The 17,595-nt window shown below is 70.7% G+C and carries 19 protein-coding genes and 1 pseudogene; 15 read left to right on the forward strand and 5 right to left on the reverse strand.

The features are described from left to right. The 12 genes and pseudogenes from AB0J09_RS10905 to AB0J09_RS10960 all read left to right on the forward strand — a co-directional run. Positions 1 to 1,126 (forward strand): glycoside hydrolase family 3 C-terminal domain-containing protein (locus tag AB0J09_RS10905; protein ID WP_360688571.1); only part of this gene is annotated, 1,126 nt, incomplete at its 5' end. Further along, positions 1,123 to 2,127, forward strand: coding sequence for a LacI family DNA-binding transcriptional regulator (locus tag AB0J09_RS10910; RefSeq protein WP_360688574.1), 1,005 nt, complete (start codon positions 1,123 to 1,125; stop codon positions 2,125 to 2,127). The genes AB0J09_RS10905 and AB0J09_RS10910, both read left to right, overlap by 4 nt. 165 nt (positions 2,128 to 2,292) lie before the next feature. Next, positions 2,293 to 2,466: pseudogene (gene gvpJ / locus AB0J09_RS10915) on the forward strand (gas vesicle protein GvpJ); the annotation flags it as partial. Positions 2,467 to 2,672: 206 nt separating this feature from the next. After that, positions 2,673 to 3,485, forward strand: coding sequence for a GvpL/GvpF family gas vesicle protein (locus AB0J09_RS10920; RefSeq protein ID WP_360688577.1), 813 nt, complete (start codon positions 2,673 to 2,675; stop codon positions 3,483 to 3,485). 3 nt (positions 3,486 to 3,488) lie between these two features. Continuing rightward, a complete protein-coding gene (locus AB0J09_RS10925) occupies positions 3,489 to 3,719 on the forward strand; it encodes a gas vesicle protein GvpG (RefSeq protein WP_360688580.1) in 231 nt (76 codons plus the stop codon). 28 nt (positions 3,720 to 3,747) lie between these two features. After that, entirely contained in the window at positions 3,748 to 4,125 is a 378-nt protein-coding gene (gvpO, locus tag AB0J09_RS10930) for a gas vesicle protein GvpO (protein ID WP_360688689.1), read from the forward strand. A gap of 35 nt (positions 4,126 to 4,160) precedes the next feature. Next, on the forward strand, positions 4,161 to 4,451 hold the full coding sequence (gvpJ, locus tag AB0J09_RS10935; protein WP_360688692.1) for a gas vesicle protein GvpJ: 291 nt from the start codon (positions 4,161 to 4,163) through the stop codon (positions 4,449 to 4,451). Further along, a complete protein-coding gene (locus tag AB0J09_RS10940; RefSeq protein WP_360688583.1) occupies positions 4,444 to 5,202 on the forward strand; it encodes a GvpL/GvpF family gas vesicle protein in 759 nt (252 codons plus the stop codon). Before gvpJ (AB0J09_RS10935) ends, AB0J09_RS10940 begins: the two co-directional genes overlap by 8 nt. Next, on the forward strand, positions 5,199 to 5,390 hold the full coding sequence (gene gvpJ / locus AB0J09_RS10945) for a gas vesicle protein GvpJ (protein ID WP_360688586.1): 192 nt from the start codon (positions 5,199 to 5,201) through the stop codon (positions 5,388 to 5,390). The genes AB0J09_RS10940 and gvpJ (AB0J09_RS10945) overlap by 4 nt, the downstream gene beginning before the upstream one ends. Further along, positions 5,387 to 5,668, forward strand: a complete 282-nt coding sequence (locus AB0J09_RS10950; RefSeq protein WP_360688589.1) for a gas vesicle protein K — start codon at positions 5,387 to 5,389, stop codon at positions 5,666 to 5,668. The genes gvpJ (AB0J09_RS10945) and AB0J09_RS10950 overlap by 4 nt, the downstream gene beginning before the upstream one ends. A 56-nt stretch (positions 5,669 to 5,724) precedes the next feature. Beyond that, positions 5,725 to 6,612, forward strand: a complete 888-nt coding sequence (gene sigJ / locus AB0J09_RS10955; RefSeq protein ID WP_360688592.1) for an RNA polymerase sigma factor SigJ — start codon at positions 5,725 to 5,727, stop codon at positions 6,610 to 6,612. 84 nt (positions 6,613 to 6,696) lie between these two features. Continuing rightward, positions 6,697 to 7,821, forward strand: a complete 1,125-nt coding sequence (locus AB0J09_RS10960; protein WP_360688595.1) for an FAD-dependent oxidoreductase — start codon at positions 6,697 to 6,699, stop codon at positions 7,819 to 7,821. Here AB0J09_RS10960 and AB0J09_RS10965 read toward each other — a convergent pair. The 5 genes from AB0J09_RS10965 to AB0J09_RS10985 all read right to left on the reverse strand — a co-directional run bounded on the left by AB0J09_RS10965 (position 7,781) and on the right by AB0J09_RS10985 (position 13,672). Further along, positions 7,781 to 8,944: a GNAT family N-acetyltransferase gene (locus AB0J09_RS10965; RefSeq protein WP_360688598.1), complete on the reverse strand. Its 1,164-nt coding sequence runs from the start codon at positions 8,942 to 8,944 to the stop codon at positions 7,781 to 7,783. The genes AB0J09_RS10960 and AB0J09_RS10965 overlap by 41 nt on opposite strands. Positions 8,945 to 8,950: 6 nt before the next feature. Next, positions 8,951 to 9,469: an AAA family ATPase gene (locus AB0J09_RS10970; protein ID WP_360688601.1), complete on the reverse strand. Its 519-nt coding sequence runs from the start codon at positions 9,467 to 9,469 to the stop codon at positions 8,951 to 8,953. Positions 9,470 to 9,659: 190 nt separating this feature from the next. Next, entirely contained in the window at positions 9,660 to 11,045 is a 1,386-nt protein-coding gene (locus tag AB0J09_RS10975; RefSeq protein ID WP_360688604.1) for a hypothetical protein, read from the reverse strand. A gap of 129 nt (positions 11,046 to 11,174) precedes the next feature. Continuing rightward, the gene (locus tag AB0J09_RS10980) at positions 11,175 to 12,926 is read right to left on the reverse strand and encodes a biotin carboxylase N-terminal domain-containing protein (protein ID WP_360688607.1); all 1,752 of its coding nucleotides are present in this window, start codon (positions 12,924 to 12,926) and stop codon (positions 11,175 to 11,177) included. 26 nt (positions 12,927 to 12,952) lie between these two features. Beyond that, a complete protein-coding gene (locus AB0J09_RS10985) occupies positions 12,953 to 13,672 on the reverse strand; it encodes an SDR family oxidoreductase (RefSeq protein ID WP_360688610.1) in 720 nt (239 codons plus the stop codon). 130 nt (positions 13,673 to 13,802) lie between these two features. On the opposite strand from AB0J09_RS10985, the gene AB0J09_RS10990 reads away from it, so the two are divergent. From AB0J09_RS10990 to AB0J09_RS11000, 3 genes are all read left to right on the forward strand, one after another. Next, the gene (locus AB0J09_RS10990) at positions 13,803 to 14,075 is read left to right on the forward strand and encodes a WXG100 family type VII secretion target (RefSeq protein ID WP_344997026.1); all 273 of its coding nucleotides are present in this window, start codon (positions 13,803 to 13,805) and stop codon (positions 14,073 to 14,075) included. A 98-nt stretch (positions 14,076 to 14,173) separates the two neighbouring features. Next, positions 14,174 to 15,313: a S8 family serine peptidase gene (locus AB0J09_RS10995; RefSeq protein ID WP_360688614.1), complete on the forward strand. Its 1,140-nt coding sequence runs from the start codon at positions 14,174 to 14,176 to the stop codon at positions 15,311 to 15,313. Positions 15,314 to 15,431: 118 nt separating this feature from the next. After that, on the forward strand, positions 15,432 to 17,579 hold the full coding sequence (locus AB0J09_RS11000; RefSeq protein WP_360688617.1) for a serine/threonine-protein kinase: 2,148 nt from the start codon (positions 15,432 to 15,434) through the stop codon (positions 17,577 to 17,579). Positions 17,580 to 17,595 lie beyond the last annotated feature (16 nt).

Genomic DNA, 17,595 nt, shown 5'->3' on the forward strand with positions numbered 1-17,595 from the left:
CGGCGACCACCCGCTCGTGAACGGCCGCGAGACCGAGGACCGCATGACGCTGGCCCTCGCTCCTGCCCAGGACGCCGTGGTGCGGGCCGCCCGCAAGGCGAACCCCCGTACCGTCATGGTCGTCACCAGCGGCTACCCGCTCACCTGGACCGAAGACGAGATCCCGGCCGTGCTGTGGTCGGCGCACGGCGGCCAGGAGTACGGCCACGCGCTGGCCGAGGTGCTCTTCGGCGACGCCGATCCGGAGGGCCGCCTCACCCAGACGTGGTACCGCTCGGAGCAGGAGCTGCCCGACCTGCTCGACTACGACATCATCGCCTCGGACGCCACGTACCTGTACTTCCGCGGCGTCCCGCTCCACCCGTTCGGCCACGGCCTCAGCTACACCGCCTTCGAGTACGCGGACCTGCGCGTACACCTGGAAGGCGACGTGGTCAGCGCCGAGGCCACCGTGACGAACGCCGGCACCAGGCCGGGCGTCGAGGTCGTCCAGTTCTACACCCACCAGCAGCGCTCCCGCGTCAAGCAGCCGCTGCGCCGCCTGCGCGGCTTCGAGAAGGTACGCCTCGCGCCCGGCGAGAGCCGTACCGTCACCCTGACCTTGCCCGTCTCCGAGCTGGCCTTCTGGGACGTGACCAGGGGCAGGTTCGCCGTGGAGAGCTCGTCGCACCAGCTCATGGTCGGCCGCAGCGCCACCGACCTGCGCCTGAGCGCCCGCTTCGAGGTCGACGGCGAGATCATCCCGCCCCAGTCGGGGCTGCTGAGCGCGGCCGCGCACGACGAGTACGACGCCATCACGTTCGTGGACGAGACCAAGGTGGACGGCGACGCCGTCAGGTCCGACGCGGAGGGCGCGTGGATCCTGTTCCGGCAGGTGGACCTCGCCGGCGCGGCGGCCTGCGTGGCGACGGCGGGCAGCACGGAGGGCGGCGTGATCACCATCCGCCGCGGCGACCCTCTCTACGGACCGGCCCTCGCCACGTTCCCGGTGCCCAGGACCGACCGCTACGCCTATCACGCCATCACGGCCTCGCTCCCGGCAGCGGACGGGGTGCACGATCTGTATGTGGTGTTCGAGAACGACGGCGTGACACTGGCCCGGCTCGACTTCGGAGCAGGGGCTTGAACGGGCGCACGGTCACGATCGCCCAGGTCGCCAAGCACGCGGGCGTGGCCGTCAGCACGGTCTCCTACGTGCTCAGCGGCAAGCGGACGATCTCGGCCGACACCAGGCGGCGGGTGCTCGACAGCATCAGCGCGCTCGGCTACCACCCCAACGCCGGCGCCCGCGCCCTGGCCAGCAAGCGCTCCAACGTGATCGCGCTGGTGCTGCCGCTGCGGGCGGGCATGCACGTGCCCGTCCTGATGCGCTTCGCCAGCGCCGTGGTCACGGCCGCGCGCCGCTTCGACCACGACGTGCTGCTGCTGACCGCCGACGAGGGCACGGCCGGCATCCGGCGGGTGGCCGCGAGCGCGCTGGTGGACGCGCTGGTGCTCATGGACGTCGAGCTGGACGACCGCAGGGTCCCGCTGCTGCGCGAGCTGGCCGAGCCGAGCGTGCTCATCGGCTTCCCCGCCGAGCCGGCCGGGCTGACCTGCGTGGACCTGGACTTCGCCGCCGCGGGCGCGCGGTGCGTGGCGCACCTGGCCGAGCGCGGCCACGAGGAGATCGCGCTGCTCGGCGCCCCTTCGGTGGTGTACGAGCGGGGGACGGGGTTCGCCCGGCGGACGCGCGAGGGGTTCGTGGAGGCGGTGGAGGCCCACGGGCTCAAGGGTGTCGCGCTGCCGTGCGAGGAGACGTTCGACGAGGTCTACGAGACCGTACGTGACCTGTTCCTCGACCACCCCGGCCTGTCCGGGCTGGTCGTGCACAACGAGGCGGCGGTCGGCCACGTGCTGGCGGCGCTGCGGCAGCTCGACCGGCGGGTGCCGCACGACGTGGCGGTGGTCGCCATCTGCCCCGACGACGTGGCCGAGCGCGCCAGCCCGCCCCTCACCTCGGTGCTGATCCCCGCGGAGGAAGTGGGCCGCGAGGCGGTCCGCCTGGTCATGGACAAGCTGGAAGGCCGCGCGGTGCCCGACTCCACCCTTCTCACCCCTCTCCTCGCCGTCCGCTCGAGCACCTGACGTAAACACCTCGTCGCCAAAGATTGCGGACCGTAGTCATTCGAGTACGTCAAGCCCTGCCCGTTTTTGTGTCCTATGTGATTCGGTGTCGCTTTTCGGGGCAGGCTGGCGGAGGCAAGGGGAGGGATGATGACTACGTCTGTGCAACCGGCGGCGACCGGCCAGATGGCCGGACGTCCGTCTCCGACGGGCCTGGCCGACGTCATCGACACGATTCTCGACAAGGGTCTCGTGATCGACGCCTATGTCAGGGTCTCGCTCGTCGGCATCGAGGTCCTCACGGTCGACGCGCGCGTCGTCGTGGCCAGCGTTGACACGTACCTGCGCTTCGCGGAGGCCGCGAACCGGCTCGACATGGCCGAGACCGGGGAGCAGGGCCTGCCCGAGGTCCTGGAGACGACGAAGGGCGTTCCCAGTGTGGATCGTTCCAAGAAGGTGGTTCAGGGGGTGCTGGAAGCGGCGGACGAGAAGCTGACCGACATCGTCGAGAGCCACGGCATGAAGAAGAAGGCTCCTCGCCGGCGCGAAGAGGAAGAGTGAGGGAGATGGGACGATCCACCAAGGTTTCCGGAGCCTCCGTACCCAAGCAGGCCACGCGCCGGCAGCAGAACATCGCGTCATACCTCTACGGGGTCGTTCCCGGGGACACGAAGCTGTCGCGCGACGATCGCGGGCTCGGTGACCCGGCCGGCGAGGTCCAGCTCGTACGGCACGGCGAGATCGCCGTCCTCATGAGCGATGTGAACGTGGACCAGCCCCTGGGCCAGCCCGGCGACTTCCTGGCCTATGAGCGGTTGCTCGACTCCGTCGCCGCCAAGGCGCCCGTGCTCCCGTTCCGGTTCGGCGCCGTGATGGCGAATCCGGAAGCGGTCGTGGAGGAGCTGCTCAAGCCGTTCCATGACGAGTTCCTCGGCGCGCTGCAGGAGCTCGCGGGCCAGGCCGAGTACATCGTCAAGGGCCGTTACGTGGAGTCCGCGGTGATGGGGGAGATCCTCGCGGAGAACCCGGAGGCCGCCGGCCTGCGCGAGGCCATCCGCGGCCGCTCGGAGGACGTGACGAGGAACGAGCGGATCAGGCTCGGGGAGATCATCGCGGCCGGGATCGAGGCCAAGCGCGACATGGACACGCGCATGCTGCTGGACGCGCTGGCCTCGCACTTCTCGACGGCGGTCGTACGTGAGCCGACGCACGAGCAGGACGCCGTGCACGTGGCCATGCTCGCCAAGGTCGACGAGCAGAGGGCGCTCGAGAAGGCGCTGGGCCGGCTGGGCGAGCGCTGGGAGGGGCGGGTGAACCTCCGGCTGCTCGGGCCGCTGGCGCCCTACGACTTCGTCGTCGCGCAGGAGCAGGGGGTATGACCCATGGGCCTGCTGGGGCTGATCTTCGGGTGGCCGTTGGCGCCCTTCCGCGGGCTGCTCTGGCTCGCCGAGCTGTTCCAGGAACAAGTGGAGATGGAGACCAGGAACCCCGCCTCGGTCAGGCGGCACCTGGAGGAGATCGAGGCGGCCAGGGAGGCCGGGGAGATCACCGAGGAGGAGGAGAGCCAGGCGGTCGAGCGGGTGCTCCAGCTGATGGCCGCGGGGCGGAGGTAATCGCATGATCGAGAAACGCGCCACCGCCATGCGGCCGCGTGCGGCTCGCGAACCCCGTGAGGCTCGTGAACCGCGTGAGGCTCGCGAACCCCGTGAGCCCCGGCCTCGTGAGCCTCGTGAAGTCCGTGAGCCCCGGCCGAAGGGATTGACGGCCATGACGGCTGGTGAGATCGGGTTCCGGCATATCGCCGATCTGACCACGAAGCAGGTCGAGGGGGTGACGGCCGTCGAACCGGCCGAGGACGGCTGGAAGGTCGGCGTAGAGGTCGTCGAAGATCGCCGCATCCCCTCCTCGGGCGACATCCTCGCCCTTTACCAGGTCGAGATCGACGCGGAGGGGAACTTGCTGTCATATCGGAGGCTACGGCGATACCGGCGCTCCAACGCCGACACCGGTGAGGCGTGACAATGGACAGAGTAGGAGGAACGGCGGCCCCTGTGATGCGCCAGCCGTACGGCGGCGCGAGCCGCGAGCCGGCCAACCTCGGGGACATCCTGGAGCGCGTGCTCGACAGAGGTGTGGTGATCGCCGGCGACATCCGGGTGAACCTACTGGACATCGAGCTGCTCACGATCAAGCTACGCCTGCTGATCGCCTCGGTGGACACGGCCAGGGAACTGGGCATCGACTGGTGGGAGCACGACCCCTGGTTGTCCGGGCGGGACCGCGAGCTGATCGAGGAGAACCGCCGCCTGCGCCGCCTCCTCGCCGTGAGGGGCGGGGATGAGTGACGCCGGCACGTACGTGTACGCGGTCGCCCGCTCGGCCGTCGAGTGCCCTGATGGCGTCGCTCCCGTGCGGACGATCGCCGGGGCCGGCCTGGTGGCCTATGTGAGCACGGTGCCGCTGGCGGAGTTCGGCGAGGAGCCCCTGCGCCGCTCGCTGGAGGATCTGGACTGGCTGGCGGTGACGGCCCGCGCCCATCACCGCGTGGTGGACGTCGTGGCGACCGCCACGCCGACGGCGCCGGTCCGGCTCGTCACCGTGTACGCGGACGACGACCAGGTGCGCGACCTGCTGGAGCGGCGCAGGGACGACTTCCTGGAGGTGCTCTCCCACGTCATGGGGCGCAGGGAATGGGGCGTCAAGGCGTACGTGGGCCCGGGCGCGGCCTCCCCGGCGACGAGGGACGGCGATGAGGGAGCCGGGGACGACGTGGGGAAGCCCGGGACCGCCTATCTCCAGCGCCGCCGGGCGAGCCTGCGCGGCCGGGAGCAGGCCCGCCGGCAGATCATGGGCCGCGCCGACCACATCCACGCCACCCTGTCGTCGCTCGCCGCCGCGAGCTGCCGCCACCGCGCCCAGGACCCACAACTCTCGGGCCGCGACGAGGTGATGCTGCTGAACGGCGCTTACCTCGTGGACGAGGGCCGCGACGAGGAGTTCGCCGCGACGGCCGGCAGCCTCGGCGGGGACGGGGTGGAGGTGCACCTCACCGGCCCATGGGCCCCGTACTCCTTCACGGTGCTGGAGACATCTTGAGACGTGACGTGGTGGTCGACGACCGGATCCCGCCCGAACGCGTGGCCCTCGTGGACCTGCTGGACCGGTTGCTGGCCGGCGGTGTCGTCGTGACCGGCGACCTCGTCCTGTCGATCGCGGACGTGGACCTCGTACGCATCTCGCTCCGTACGCTCATCGTGTCGATCGAGGGGGATGAAGTCGCGTGAGCACGGACAGCCCCCGCCTGCGCATAGCCGCCGACTCGGAAACGATCGAGCGCGACCTGAGCCGGCTCGTGCTCACGCTGGTCGAGCTGATCCGTCAGCTCGTGGAGCGCCAGTGCGTACGCCGCATGGAGCAGGGAGACCTGTCGGACGAGCAGGTCGAGGTGCTCGGGGTGACCTTGATGCGCCTGGAGGAGGCGATGGCCGACGTGTGCGACCGCTTCGGCCTGGAGCCCGAGGACCTCAACCTGGACCTGGGCCCCCTCGGCACGCTTCTCTAGTCCCCCTGTCCATGCCGCAAAGCAGGGCGAAGTCGCGTCGAGTTAGCATCGTTCGGGTGGATGGCGCGGGGTCGGCGGAAGTGTTCGAGGGGCAGCGGGCGCGGCTGTTCGGGCTGGCGTACCGGTTGCTCGGCTCCGCCTCCGAGGCCGAGGACATGGTGCAGGAGACGTACCTGCGGTGGAGTCAGGTCACCGGGCCGGTCGCGGTGCCTGCCGCGTGGCTGACCAGAGTGGTCACCAACCTGTGCCTCAGCCAGCTCTCCTCCGCGCGGCGGCAGAGGGAGAGCTACGCGGGGCCGTGGCTGCCGGAGCCGGTGCTCACCGGCGACGGCGCGCTCGGGCCGCTGGAGACCGTCGAGCAGCGCGAATCCGTGTCGCTGGGCATGCTGATCCTGCTGGAGCGGCTGACCCCGACGGAGCGGGCGGTGTTCGTGCTGCGGGAGGCGTTCGGGCACAGCCATGCGGAGATCGGCGACATCCTGCGCATCGACGAGGCGCACTCCCGGCAGCTCTACCGGCGGGCCAGGACGCACGTGGGGGAGCCGCGCAAGCGGTTCGAGAGCGATCGGGAGCACCACCGCCGCATCCTGAAGGGGTTCATGGAGGCGACCATGAACGGGGACGTCGCCGCCCTGGAACGGCTGCTCGCCGACGACGTGGTCGCCTGGGCGGACGGCGGCGGCATGTCGTCCGCGGCGCGGCGGCCCGTGCGCGGGCTGCCGAAGGTGGTGCGCTACCTCGGAGGGCTGCTCGCACGGCCGGAGGCGGTCGGGGCGATGATCGAGATCCTGGACATCAACGGCGAACCTGCGGTGTTGATCTGCTCGTCAGACCGCGACCTGGTGGCGATCATGGCTCTGGAGGTCGCCGGAGACCGCGTCGTCGTGATACGGACCATGGTCAACCCGGCCAAACTCGCCTTCGCCACCGCACAGCTCGCCTGACCGAGGTGTGAGCGCGATCACACGCCGATCCTGTCACGGATAGGTGGGCTCGCCAGTTCAAGTGGGGACTCGATAGGAGGAACCATGACGGACCACATCGTGGTGCTGGGGGCCGGATACGCCGGGCTGGGGGCGGCCAAGCGCGCCGCGCGGCGGCTGCGGCGCGCCAATGCCCGAGTGACGCTGGTCAACGCGAGCGACAGGTTCGTGGAGCGGATACGGCTCCACCAGCTCGCCGCGGGCCAGCGCCTGCCCGACCTGCCGCTGGCCGGCCTGCTCGAGGACACCGGCATCGAACTGGTGGTCGCCCGGGTGATCGGGATCGACCCGGAGGCGAGGACCGTGCGCCTGAACGCGCCCCCGTACGACCTCTCCTATGACGTGCTCGTCTACGCGCTCGGGAGCGCCGCGGACCTGGACTGCGTGCCGGGGGTGCGCGAGCACGCGTACACGCTGGCCGCCGTCGACGAGGCCGTCCGGCTGCGGGCACACCTGATCGACAGCGGCGAGGTGACCGTGGTCGGCGGCGGGCTGACCGGCATCGAGGCCGCTACCGAGTTCGCCTGCACCAACCCCGGGCTGCGGGTCTCCCTCGTCTCCGCCGGTCTGATCGGGGAGGGGCTGTCCGTACGGGCCCGCCGCCACCTCCACCGGGCCTTCTCCCGCATGGGCATCGCCGTTCGCGAGCACACGCCGGTCGCCAAGGTCGGCACCGACGGCCTGCTGCTGGAGGACGGGGACGAACTGCGTACCGAGACCGTGGCGTGGGCGGCTGGGTTCCGCGTACCCCATCTCGCCGCTACGGCGGGGCTGGCCACGGACAGGCACGGCCGCATGCTCGTGGACCGGTCACTGCGGTCGGTGTCGCATCCGGAGGTGTTCGGCATCGGCGACGCCGCCGCGGCCGACAGGAGCGGCCGGCCGACCCGGATGGCCTGCCAGACGGGCCTTCCCATGGGGCTCTACGGAGGCGAGGCGGTGGCCGACCTGCTGACCGGGCGGAAGCCGCGGCACGCCAGGTTCCGGTACGTCTGGCAGAACATCAGCCTGGGCCGGCACGACGGGGTCACCCAGTTCACCCGGTCCGACGACAGCCCGGTCGACGCCGTACTCACCGGCCGGGCCTCGGCGGCCTTCAAGGAGTCCATCGCCCGCGGCACTGTCTGGGTCATGCGCCATCCGGGCCCTTACCGGCCTCTTCCACAGTGATCGCCCACCGCTCGTGGTCCCGCCACGCCCCGTCGATGAACTGGAAGTTCGGCGAATAGCCCTCTCGCTGGAAGCCGACGCGCTTGATCAGGCTCAGGGAGGGGGCGTTCGCAGGCTGGATGTTCGCCTCGATGCGGTGCAGCCCCAGCTCGTCGAACGCGTACCGGACGAGCAGCCGCAGCCCCTCGGTCATGTAGCCGCGGCCGGTAGTGGACGAGTACGTGCAGTATCCGAGGGTGCCGTCCTGGCGCGAGCCCCGGACGATGTTGTTGATGTTGGCCCGGCCCACGATCGCACCGGTGTCGAGGCGGCAGATCACGAAGCCCTCGTTGGGCGGCCCGTCGAAGCGCGCCACATACCCCTCGAAGGCCTCGTCGGTGGTGATGGGGTCGCCGGGCATCCAGCGGGTGAGCAGGTCGGCGCTCTCCCGGTTCAGGGCCAGGAACTCGGCGCGGTCCTGGCAGCTGATGTGGCGGATCCCGACGCGGGTTCCTTCGGCGAGGTAGGTCACTGATCGATCTTGTGTCAAAGACGGCCAGGATGCGCACCACCAGGACCGTCCATCCCATTCGACCGCGAACGGCACGGCATGCGGGAGAGGCGCCCCCCACACCCGCTCCCCCAGCCCGCAAAGAGCGTTGAGCCCGGCGGTGAGACTACCGACGTGGCCGACGACGGCGACCGTCCCTTTCGGGTGCGTGGCCGCGATGGAGGCGAGAGCGGCGACGACGCGTGCGGTGACCGCGTGCCCGTCCTCGCCGTCCGCCACCGCCTCGTCCAGCCGCCCGTCCACGATCCAGGCGCGCAGGACCTCGGCCGTACGTGCCCGGGTCGCCGGGTCGGTGGCGCCTTCCAGCCGCCCGACGCCGAGCTCCACGAGCCCCTGCAGAAATACCACCTCCGCCAGCCCGAGCGCATCCGAGATGATCTCGGCGGTCTGCCGGGCGCGGAGCGCGGTGCTGGCATATATCCGGGTGATTCCCTCTTCGCGCAGGAGTTCGGCCGCTTCTGCCGCCTGCTCCCGCCCTTTCGACGTCAGCTCCGCGAGAGGCAGCGCCCCGGCGGCCCCGGCGACGACGTTCTCCGACTCGCCATGGCGCAGGCACAGCACCCTGATGCCCATATGCACTCACCCCGAAAATCGATCAAGGCTTCGGAGGAGCACGCCGAGCGACTCCTCCGGCGTTTGCGCGGAGGTGTCCACGACGATGTGCTCGCGGTCCCATGGCTCGTATTCGCGGTCGACGACCTCCTGCCAAGTGGGCGGCCGCAGGTCGGGGATGTCGATCGAGCGCGAGGTCGCCCGGTGCCGGTGCTCGGCCGGGTCGCCGCAGACCACCTCCACCTCAGCCACCGGCACCCCTGCCTCGACCCCGACCTCCCGCCACGCGTCACGGGTGATGGCCAGGGGGTTCACCGACTCAGCGATCACGCTCAGTCCTTGACGCAGGTGCTCCCCGGCCAGGGCATAACCGACGACGTATCCGGCGGGGCCGAGAGGCTGTCTCGCCAGGCCGGAGCGGACGATCGCCTGCTCGATGGTGTCGATGCGCACGTGGACCGCACCGATGCGCGTGGCCAGGAGGCGGGCGAGCGTCGTCTTGCCTGTCGCGGGGAGGCCGCCGATGACGATGAGCACGGGTTTCATGCTGCCTGAATTGTGGACAGTTCGCTGCCGGACCAGTGCTCGTTCAGCGGCCTCCCTCGCCGTGGCATCCCGACAGGGGTCATCGACATCGATCTGTATGTTGATTTACGCTCCCGGTGCCCCATGAGGAGCCCCAACGCGCGAGCGCTCCCCGCGGGCTCGTAGGCCCAGGGGAGCGCTCGTTGTGGGTTTACCAGTCGCCGCCGCCGAAGTCCCCGCCGCCGAAGTCGCCTCCGCCGCCGAAGTCGCCCCAGCCGCCACCGGCGTCCCCGCCGCCGAAGTCGCCGCCGAAGTCTCCGCCTCCGCCGTCCGCGTAGCCCTCGGCGTAGCCGGCGCCGTAGCCGCCGAAGCCGAAGCCGCCGCCGAGCATGCTGCCCATCATGGTGCCGATGAACATGCCGGTCATGATGTCGCCGAAGCCGCCGTAGTAGCCGTACGCGTACGGCTGGTACGCCGGGCCCGCGTCGTAGTACGGGCGGCGGTGGCCGTCGACCATGACCTCGCGCATCTGCGGGTCGAAGCCGCGCTCCACGGCCTCCGCGTCCATCCGGCAGGCCGGTACGTCGCGGAGCGCGCCGCCGGGCGGGGCCCAGCGGACGTCACGGATGGAGGGGCCGTGCTGCGGGTTGAAGAAGCAGGGGGCGCGCCGCTCGGGGACCGGCTCGTTGTTGACCTTGGCCTTGACCACGGCCAGCGCGTAGCGGCCGTCCTCGAGGGTCTGGGTGACGTCGCGGACCTGGTCGGCCCGCTGGACGGTGGCCAGCTGGGTCTTGGCCTTCTCGTAGGAGTCGAGCGCCTGCTGCCACTCCTCGATGTGCCTGCCGCCCTTGCCGGCGAGCGTCACGTCGGTGTCGAGGGCGGTGATCTCCTCGCCGAGCTTGGTGACGTCCTCGTCCACGGTCTGCTTGACGGCCGCCAGGTCCTTGGCCTCCTGGATGGCCCGCTTCTTCTTCCTGTTGCTGGAGTAGAGGAAGTAGCCGCCACCGCCGACCACGACCAGCCCGCCCAGGGCGATCAGCGCGGCCGTGCCGCCGGCGCCGGGGTTGGCCTGGCTGCCGGTGTCGAGGGCGGACCGGTCGCCCTTCACGGCGAGGTCCACTCGGTGGACGAAGTCCTTCATTCCGTCCACGACGTCAGAGTTGGCGTTCACCGCGCGGTTGGCCAGCTCGCCGGCGAGGCCCTCCTGACGCAGCGCGCTCGAGGCCGCGAACAACGTCTGGCCGTCGAGCACGGCGAACGTGGCGCGGTTACGGCCCGCGGCCGTCAGCCCGGAGTTGAGCGAGCTCATGTACGACGCAATGGTGGAGTCGGTGACTGTGCCGTCGGGCAGCGCCACAGCGTAGATCTTGCTGTCGGCCCCCTTCAGCGCGTCACGGATCTCACTCTGCTGATCCGACGTCAGTGGCGAGCCCGACTCCACAAAGAGCGGGTCCTTTTTGTCCTTCCAGTAGGACACCACCGACTGAGCATCAGGGGGTGCCGCCGCGTTGGCGGCAGGGGACAGCGCAAGAACGACGAATAGACCGGCGATCAGAGCCGCGATCGCGGCCCCTGCTCGGCGCAGCGAATGGGTCATTGGCAGCAAGCCTCCTTCGCCCATGAGGACGAACGGGCGGTCGGCAAAGTTCCTCACTGCGCACGTTACCCGTAGGGGAGCTCGCAAGCGCACACCGTGAGCGAAGAGCCTGGAGCCATGGATTGCAGGTCAGGTGTCCTTGATCTCGCAGATCGTGGCGCCGGAGGTGACGGTCTGCCCGACCGTCGCCGTGAGCCCCGTCACCGTGCCCGACTTGTGCGCCGCCAGCGGCTGCTCCATCTTCATGGCCTCCAGGACGACGACCGTGTCGCCCTCGTTCACCACGTCCCCATCAGTGGCCACGACCTTGACGATCGTCCCCTGCATCGGGCTGACCAGCGAGTCACCGCCCGCCGCCGACGCCTTCCTGGAACCGCCGCCGCGCCGTGGCGCCTTGCCCGGGGCGGAAGTGCCGGCCGCGGAGGTGCCGAGACCGGCGGGCAGGACGACCTCCAGGCGCTTCCCGCCGACCTCGACCGTCACCGTCTCGCGCGCGGCGGCGCCAGGCCCCGAGGCGGCCTCTTGGTCGTACGGCGCGACCGTGTTCTCCCACTCGGTCTCGATCCACCGCGTGTGCACCGAGAACGGCGCGGAGGCGAAGGCCGGATCGGACACGACGGCCCGGTGGAACGGCAGCACGGTGGGCATGCCGGAGATCTCGAACTCCGCCAGCGCCCGCCGCGCCCGCTCCAGCGCCTCATTCCGCGTCCGCCCCGTGACGATCAGCTTCGCCACCAGCGAGTCGAACGTCTGCGGCACCGTCATCCCCGCCTCGTACCCGGAGTCGAGCCGGACCCCGGGTCCGGAAGGCGCGCGCATGACGGTCAGTGTCCCGGGAGCGGGCAGGAAGTTGCGCCCGGCGTCCTCGGCGTTGATCCGGAACTCGATCGAGTGGCCGCGCAGCGCCGGGTCGCCGTATTCGAGCGCCTCCCCGTCGGCGATCCTGAACATCTCCCGCACCAGGTCGATGCCCGCCACCTCCTCGGTGACCGGGTGCTCGACCTGCAGTCGCGTGTTCACCTCGAGGAACGAGACCGTCCCGTCCTGGCCGACGAGGAACTCGCACGTGCCGGCCCCGACGTACCCCGCCTCCTTCAGGATGGCCTTCGAGCTGGAGTAGAGGACCTCGACCTGCTCCTCCGTCAGGAACGGCGCCGGCGCCTCCTCCACGAGCTTCTGGTGGCGGCGCTGGAGCGAGCAGTCGCGCGTGCTGACCACGACCACGTTGCCGTGGGAGTCGGCCAGGCACTGCGTCTCGACATGGCGGGGCCGGTCGAGGTAGCGCTCCACGAAGCACTCGCCCCGTCCGAACGACGCGACGGCCTCGCGCACGGCCGACTCGTACAGCTCGGCGACCTCCTCCAGCCTGCGCGCCACCTTGATGCCGCGCCCGCCGCCGCCGTACGCCGCCTTGATCGCGATCGGCAGCCCGTGCTCCTCCGCGAACGCCACGACCTCGCCGGCTCCGGAGACCGGGTCGTTGGTGCCCGCGACCAGCGGCGCGCCCACCTTCTGCGCGATGTGCCTGGCCTGCACCTTGTCGCCGAGCGCGGCGATGGCGGACGGCGGCGGGCCGATCCAGATCAGGCCCGCGTCGATGACGGCCTGGGCGAAGCCGGCGTTCTCGGCCAGGAAGCCGTATCCGGGGTGCACGGCGTCCGCCCCGGAGCGGCGCGCCACCTCGAGCAGCTTGCCGATGTGGAGGTAGGTCTCGGCGGGAGACTGGCCGCTCAGCGCGTACGCCTCGTCGGCGACCTTGACGTGCAGGGCCTCGAGGTCCTGGTCGGCGTAGACGGCCACGCTGCCGATCCCGGCGTCCTTGCACGCGCGTGCCACACGTACGGCGATTTCGCCGCGATTGGCGATCAGAACCTTCCGCACCGACCCAAAGTCCTTCCTGAGAGAGTTCAGCGGCCCAGGTACGCGCCGCCGTTCACGTGGAGCACCTGCCCGGTGACATGCCTGGCTCCCGCGGAGGCCAGATAGAGAACGGTATCCGCCACGTCAGACGGAGTGCCAGGGCGGCCGTTGCGCGTGTTCTCCACGCGGGCCTTGATGCCTTCCTTCGTCAGCCGCCCGCGGAAGAACTCGGTGTCCAGGACGAGACCGGGGGAGACGACGTTCGCGGTGATGCCCCTGGGGCCGAGTTCGGCGGCCAGGTCGGCGGTCCAGGACTCCACAGCGGCCTTGGCGGCGCCGTACGAGCCGGAGCCCGTGCCGCGTGCCGCGATCGAGCCGATGGAGACGATCCGGCCGCCGTCCCTCATACGCGGCGCCAGCGCGGTCGTGACGAGGACGGCGGACATCAGGTTGGCGTTGAGGTTGGCCCACCAGGCCTCGGCGACGTCCATCAGCTCGCCGGGCTGCCTGCGGTCGAGGTTGGTGTTGCCGCCGGCGTTGTTGACCAGCACGTCCACGTGCTGCGGCAGGCTGTCGAGCGCCTCTTTCACCGCGACGGGGCTGGCCGCGTTGAACGCCGCGTACGCCGCTCCGAGCCGCGACGCGGCCTCCTCCAGCACGTGTTCGCGGCGGCCGGTGATGGTGACGTGGTCGCCGAGCGAGACGAAGGCGGCGGCGACGGCGTACCCGATGCCGGTGCCCCCGCCGGTCACCACAACCTCGCGCATGAGACGGACAGCTCCCAGGGACGAATCCGAACAATCCTCGGGTAGACCATAGCCGCTCGGTATAACGCGGGCGACGGCCGGTGGCTCCCCTTTAAGTTGAGGGCGCTTTCACATGTTCCAGGAGGTATGCATGAGCCAGAGCATGTTCGGCGGCGACCTCGCCGAAATGCAGCAGATGGCCAGTCAGTTCACGCAGCAGTCGGAAGCGGTCCGCACCACCATGACCGCGCTCGACCGTGAGGCCGCCAAGGTCGGCACGGCGTGGACGGGGCCGGGCGCCCAGCGTTTCCAGCAGGCGTGGCAGAACTACCGTACGGCCTTCCAGCGCATGACCGAGGAGCTGCAGGAGGCTTCGCGGGTCATCGGCACCTACCGCCAGAACATCGAGTCCGCAACGAAATGAGCAACGGACAGGGGCCCTGGCGAGGGTGCCGGGGCTTCTTCCGCTGATTCCGGCAGTCCACACGATCGCGTGATCCCGGCAAGCTACGCTTTTCCCCCATGATTGGTCGCGCCTTGGTGGCGAGCGCGCTCGCCCTACAGGTCCCGCTGGCGCCCGCGGCCGTGAGGGACGATTGCCAGCCGCCCAGGGGCACCATGCAGGTGGGCGAGTCCTGGGCCCAGAAACGGCTCGACCCCAAACGCGCCTGGTCGCTGTCCACCGGCGCGGGCGTGAAGGTGGCCATCGTCGACAGCGGCGTCGACCTGCAGCATCCGCAGATCCGCCTCGCGGGCAGGGCCGACCTCACCGGGACCGGCTACCGCGACTGCGTGGGACACGGGACCGCGGTGGCGGGCATCATCGGCGCACAGTACATGCAGGGAGTGCTGTTCTACGGCATGGCGCCGGGCGCGCGGCTGCTTTCGTACAAGCAGACGGACTCCGAACGGGACGGCGACCCGAAGCTGCTGGTCAAGGCCATAAAGGCGGCCGCCGACGAGGGCGCCCAGGTCATCAACGTGTCGGTGTCGACGAGCGACCTGCCCGAGTTGCGCGAGGTGGTGCAGTACGCGCTCGCCAAGGACGCGTTGATCGTGGCGGCGGCCGGCAACGTCAAGAAGGAGGACGGCACCCCTGTGCCCGCTTATCCGGCGGCCTACGACGGGGTGCTCGCGGTGGGCGCGGCGGGTCCGAACGGCATCCTGTCCGACTTCTCCAACGTCAAGACCCCCGTCGCCGTGCTCGGGCCGGGCCAGGGCATCACGTCCACCTGGCCGGGCCGCTCCTATTACAAGGACCTCAACGGCACGAGCTACGCCGCCCCCTACGTCGCCGGCGTGGCGGCGCTCGTCAGGGCCCGCTTCCCGAAGCTGGACGAGGCCCAGGTACGCCAGCGCATCATCGCCACGGCCGACGGCGCCACGGGCGGAGGCAAGGGCGCGGGGATGGTCAACCCCATGCTCGCGCTCAGCGCGATCCTCCCGTACGAGCCCGCCGACGCCCCTGTGGTCGCGCCCCCTCCGCCCAGCCCGCTCCCCGCGGACGCCGTGGCCAAGGTCCCGCCCGTGGACCACGACGCGATCCAGCTGGCCTTGATCGTCGCCGGGTCCGCGCTCGGGCTGGCGATGGTGGTGGCGGTCGCCCGCATCATGATCCCGATGGCGCGGCGCAGGGGATGGCGGCCCGGCAGGCCCGAGTAACTGGGGCTGCAAGGAAACAAAACGGTGAATTGTCTGGTACGGGCCGAAACTTCTGATGCGGGTGTGAAAGATCTGGTTCAATGTGATCAGATCATGCTTTGCCGTGAAAGGTTTAGTCATGCACCCTTTGCGCCCTGGTGATCCCGAGCGGATCGGCGATCTCAGCATTATCGGCCGGCTGGGAGAGGGGCCTCGGGGCGAGGTGTTCCTTGGTCGCGAATCCGAGGACGCACCCATCGTCGCGGTGAAGCTGCTCCCAGCCGATCCGGACGCCGGCCCTGACGCGCCTGCGAAACACCTGGGGGCCAAACAGGTCTCCAGCTCATACGTGGCCCGGGTGCTGGACGCCGGTCTGCACGAGGAGCGGCCCTACGTCGTCAGAGAGCACGTCGAGGGCAAGAGCCTGGCCCAGGCGGTGGCCGACGACGGGCCGCTGAGCGGGGACGCGCTCGAGCGGGTCGCGGTCGGCGTGCTGACCGCGCTGTCGGCCATTCACCTCGCCGGTCGTTCGCACAAGTCGCTCACGCCACACAACGTGATCCTCGGGCCCGAGGGTCCGCGGGTGACCGACGCCGGGATCGGCGAGCCGGCGGGCGAGATCGCCTACCAGGCGCCCGAGCAGCTTCTCGGCCTGCAGTACGGCCCCTACGCGGACGTGTTCGCCTGGGCGGCGACCATCGCGTTCGCGGGCACGGGCAAGGCGCCGTTCGCCGATCGTGACGGGGTGCTGACCGGCGAGCCCGAGGTGGACATCGAGGGCGAGCCGATGCGCAGGGTGGTGATGGCGGCGCTGTCCAAGGAGGTCGGCAAGCGGCCGACCACGTACAGCGCGCTCATGCAGCTGCTCGGCGGCACGAACGCGGCCAAGCCGCCCACGGCCCCGCAGGCCGCCATCGAGGGCGTTCCGATCCAGGGGATCCCGATCCCCGGCGTGCCCGGCCAGGGCGGTGCTCCGGTGCCGCCGCAGGACACGCTGGTCGCGGGCCCGCCGACGCTTCAGGGTCCGCCTTTCCAGGGACCTCCGCCCTTCCAGGGCCCGCCTCTGCAAGGTCCCCCGATGCAGGGCCCCCCGATGCAGGGTCAGCCCATGCAGGGCGTGCCGGTGCCGCATCAGCACCAGTCCGAAGCGCCGATGTGGGGCCCGCCGGAGCCGGAACAGCCGCCGCAGCACATCATGCTCGAGGCCGTGCCCTCCAGGCCCGCCTCCCAGAAGCCGCGCAGGGGCGTCCCGCTGGGGCTGATCGCCGCTGTCGCCGTGGTCGGGCTCATCTCCGCCCTGGGCCTTTGGGGCGCGAACAGGTACGTGAAGCTGCAGCAGGTCAACCCGGCCTCCGTGGCGCAGGCGAACGGGAACGAGATCCCGCTGCCCGCCAGCGTCCCGGCGACCCCCGGCCCGCAGGGAACAGGAACCGACCCCCTCGGCGGCGGCACCGATCCGCAGCAGACGCAGCCCGAGGCCACGGTGCCCTGGGGCGCCACGACCAACCCGGACGACTCGGGTGTCGGCCCGCTGACGCTGCCCACCGAATGGTCCTCGACCGCGCCTGAGGTGCCCGAGCTGACCACCCCGCCCACCACCCCGGCTCCGATCCCCACGCAGCCGGTCGCGATCCCCACCGCCTCGCAGCCGCCGGCCGCGACCACGACCACGACGGCCGAGTCGACGCCCACTCCCAGCAAGAAGGAGCACGGCCGGCCGACGGCGACCGTCACCAAGACGGTGGAGCCTACGCCGACGCCGACGCCGACGCCGACTGAGGAGCCCACGCGGACCCCGGAGCCGACCCCGACCCCGACTCCCACCTGGACGACCCCGACGCCGACGCCGACCACGGCAAAGCCGACGCCGACGAAGACCACGGCAAAGCCGACGCCGACGAAGACGACGGCCAAGCCCACCCCCACGAAGACGACGGCCACGCCGACCCCGACGCAGACCACGAATCCGTACACGCCCACCCAGGTGTGCGGCGCGGGCTTCACGGTCCAGCGGTCCACCCCGTTCGGCGGCGGAACGACGTACCAGCTCTGGAACAACAGCACAGGCCAGAACTGCGTGGTCACCATCAAGACCACGAACATCGGCAAGAAGACCCCGGTCAGCGCGACGCTGGAGGTCCAGGGCGGCGGCGGCCAGACGGACCGCGGCAACTACGATTACTACGCCGGGCCGGTCAAGCTGCCCGCCAGGGGTAAGTGCGTGCGGTACTCCGGCAGCGTCGACAGCGTGAACATCACCTCCGGCTGGGGCAGCTGCGGCAGCTGAGCCCTGTGGGCCCGGA

The sequence above is a fragment of the Nonomuraea sp. NPDC049784 genome (genome assembly GCF_040659615.1).
Classification (GTDB): Bacteria; Actinomycetota; Actinomycetes; order Streptosporangiales; family Streptosporangiaceae; genus Nonomuraea.

What these genes read in the sequence shown, in the direction of transcription:
- AB0J09_RS10985 (WP_360688610.1), bottom strand. Translation starts at nt 13,672, where the DNA reads ATGCGCGAGGTTGTGGTGACCGGCGGGGGCACCGGCATCGGGTACGCC.
- gvpJ (WP_360688692.1), top strand. Translation starts at nt 4,161, where the DNA reads ATGCGCCAGCCGTACGGCGGCGCGAGCCGCGAGCCGGCCAACCTCGGG.
- AB0J09_RS10995 (WP_360688614.1), top strand. Translation starts at nt 14,174, where the DNA reads ATGATTGGTCGCGCCTTGGTGGCGAGCGCGCTCGCCCTACAGGTCCCG.
- AB0J09_RS10940 (WP_360688583.1), top strand. Translation starts at nt 4,444, where the DNA reads ATGAGTGACGCCGGCACGTACGTGTACGCGGTCGCCCGCTCGGCCGTC.
- AB0J09_RS10925 (WP_360688580.1), top strand. Translation starts at nt 3,489, where the DNA reads ATGGGCCTGCTGGGGCTGATCTTCGGGTGGCCGTTGGCGCCCTTCCGC.
- AB0J09_RS10920 (WP_360688577.1), top strand. Translation starts at nt 2,673, where the DNA reads ATGGGACGATCCACCAAGGTTTCCGGAGCCTCCGTACCCAAGCAGGCC.
- AB0J09_RS10960 (WP_360688595.1), top strand. Translation starts at nt 6,697, where the DNA reads ATGACGGACCACATCGTGGTGCTGGGGGCCGGATACGCCGGGCTGGGG.
- AB0J09_RS10965 (WP_360688598.1), bottom strand. Translation starts at nt 8,944, where the DNA reads ATGGGCATCAGGGTGCTGTGCCTGCGCCATGGCGAGTCGGAGAACGTC.
- AB0J09_RS10970 (WP_360688601.1), bottom strand. Translation starts at nt 9,469, where the DNA reads ATGAAACCCGTGCTCATCGTCATCGGCGGCCTCCCCGCGACAGGCAAG.
- AB0J09_RS11000 (WP_360688617.1), top strand. Translation starts at nt 15,432, where the DNA reads ATGCACCCTTTGCGCCCTGGTGATCCCGAGCGGATCGGCGATCTCAGC.
- AB0J09_RS10975 (WP_360688604.1), bottom strand. Translation starts at nt 11,045, where the DNA reads ATGACCCATTCGCTGCGCCGAGCAGGGGCCGCGATCGCGGCTCTGATC.
- gvpO (WP_360688689.1), top strand. Translation starts at nt 3,748, where the DNA reads ATGCGGCCGCGTGCGGCTCGCGAACCCCGTGAGGCTCGTGAACCGCGT.
- AB0J09_RS10990 (WP_344997026.1), top strand. Translation starts at nt 13,803, where the DNA reads ATGAGCCAGAGCATGTTCGGCGGCGACCTCGCCGAAATGCAGCAGATG.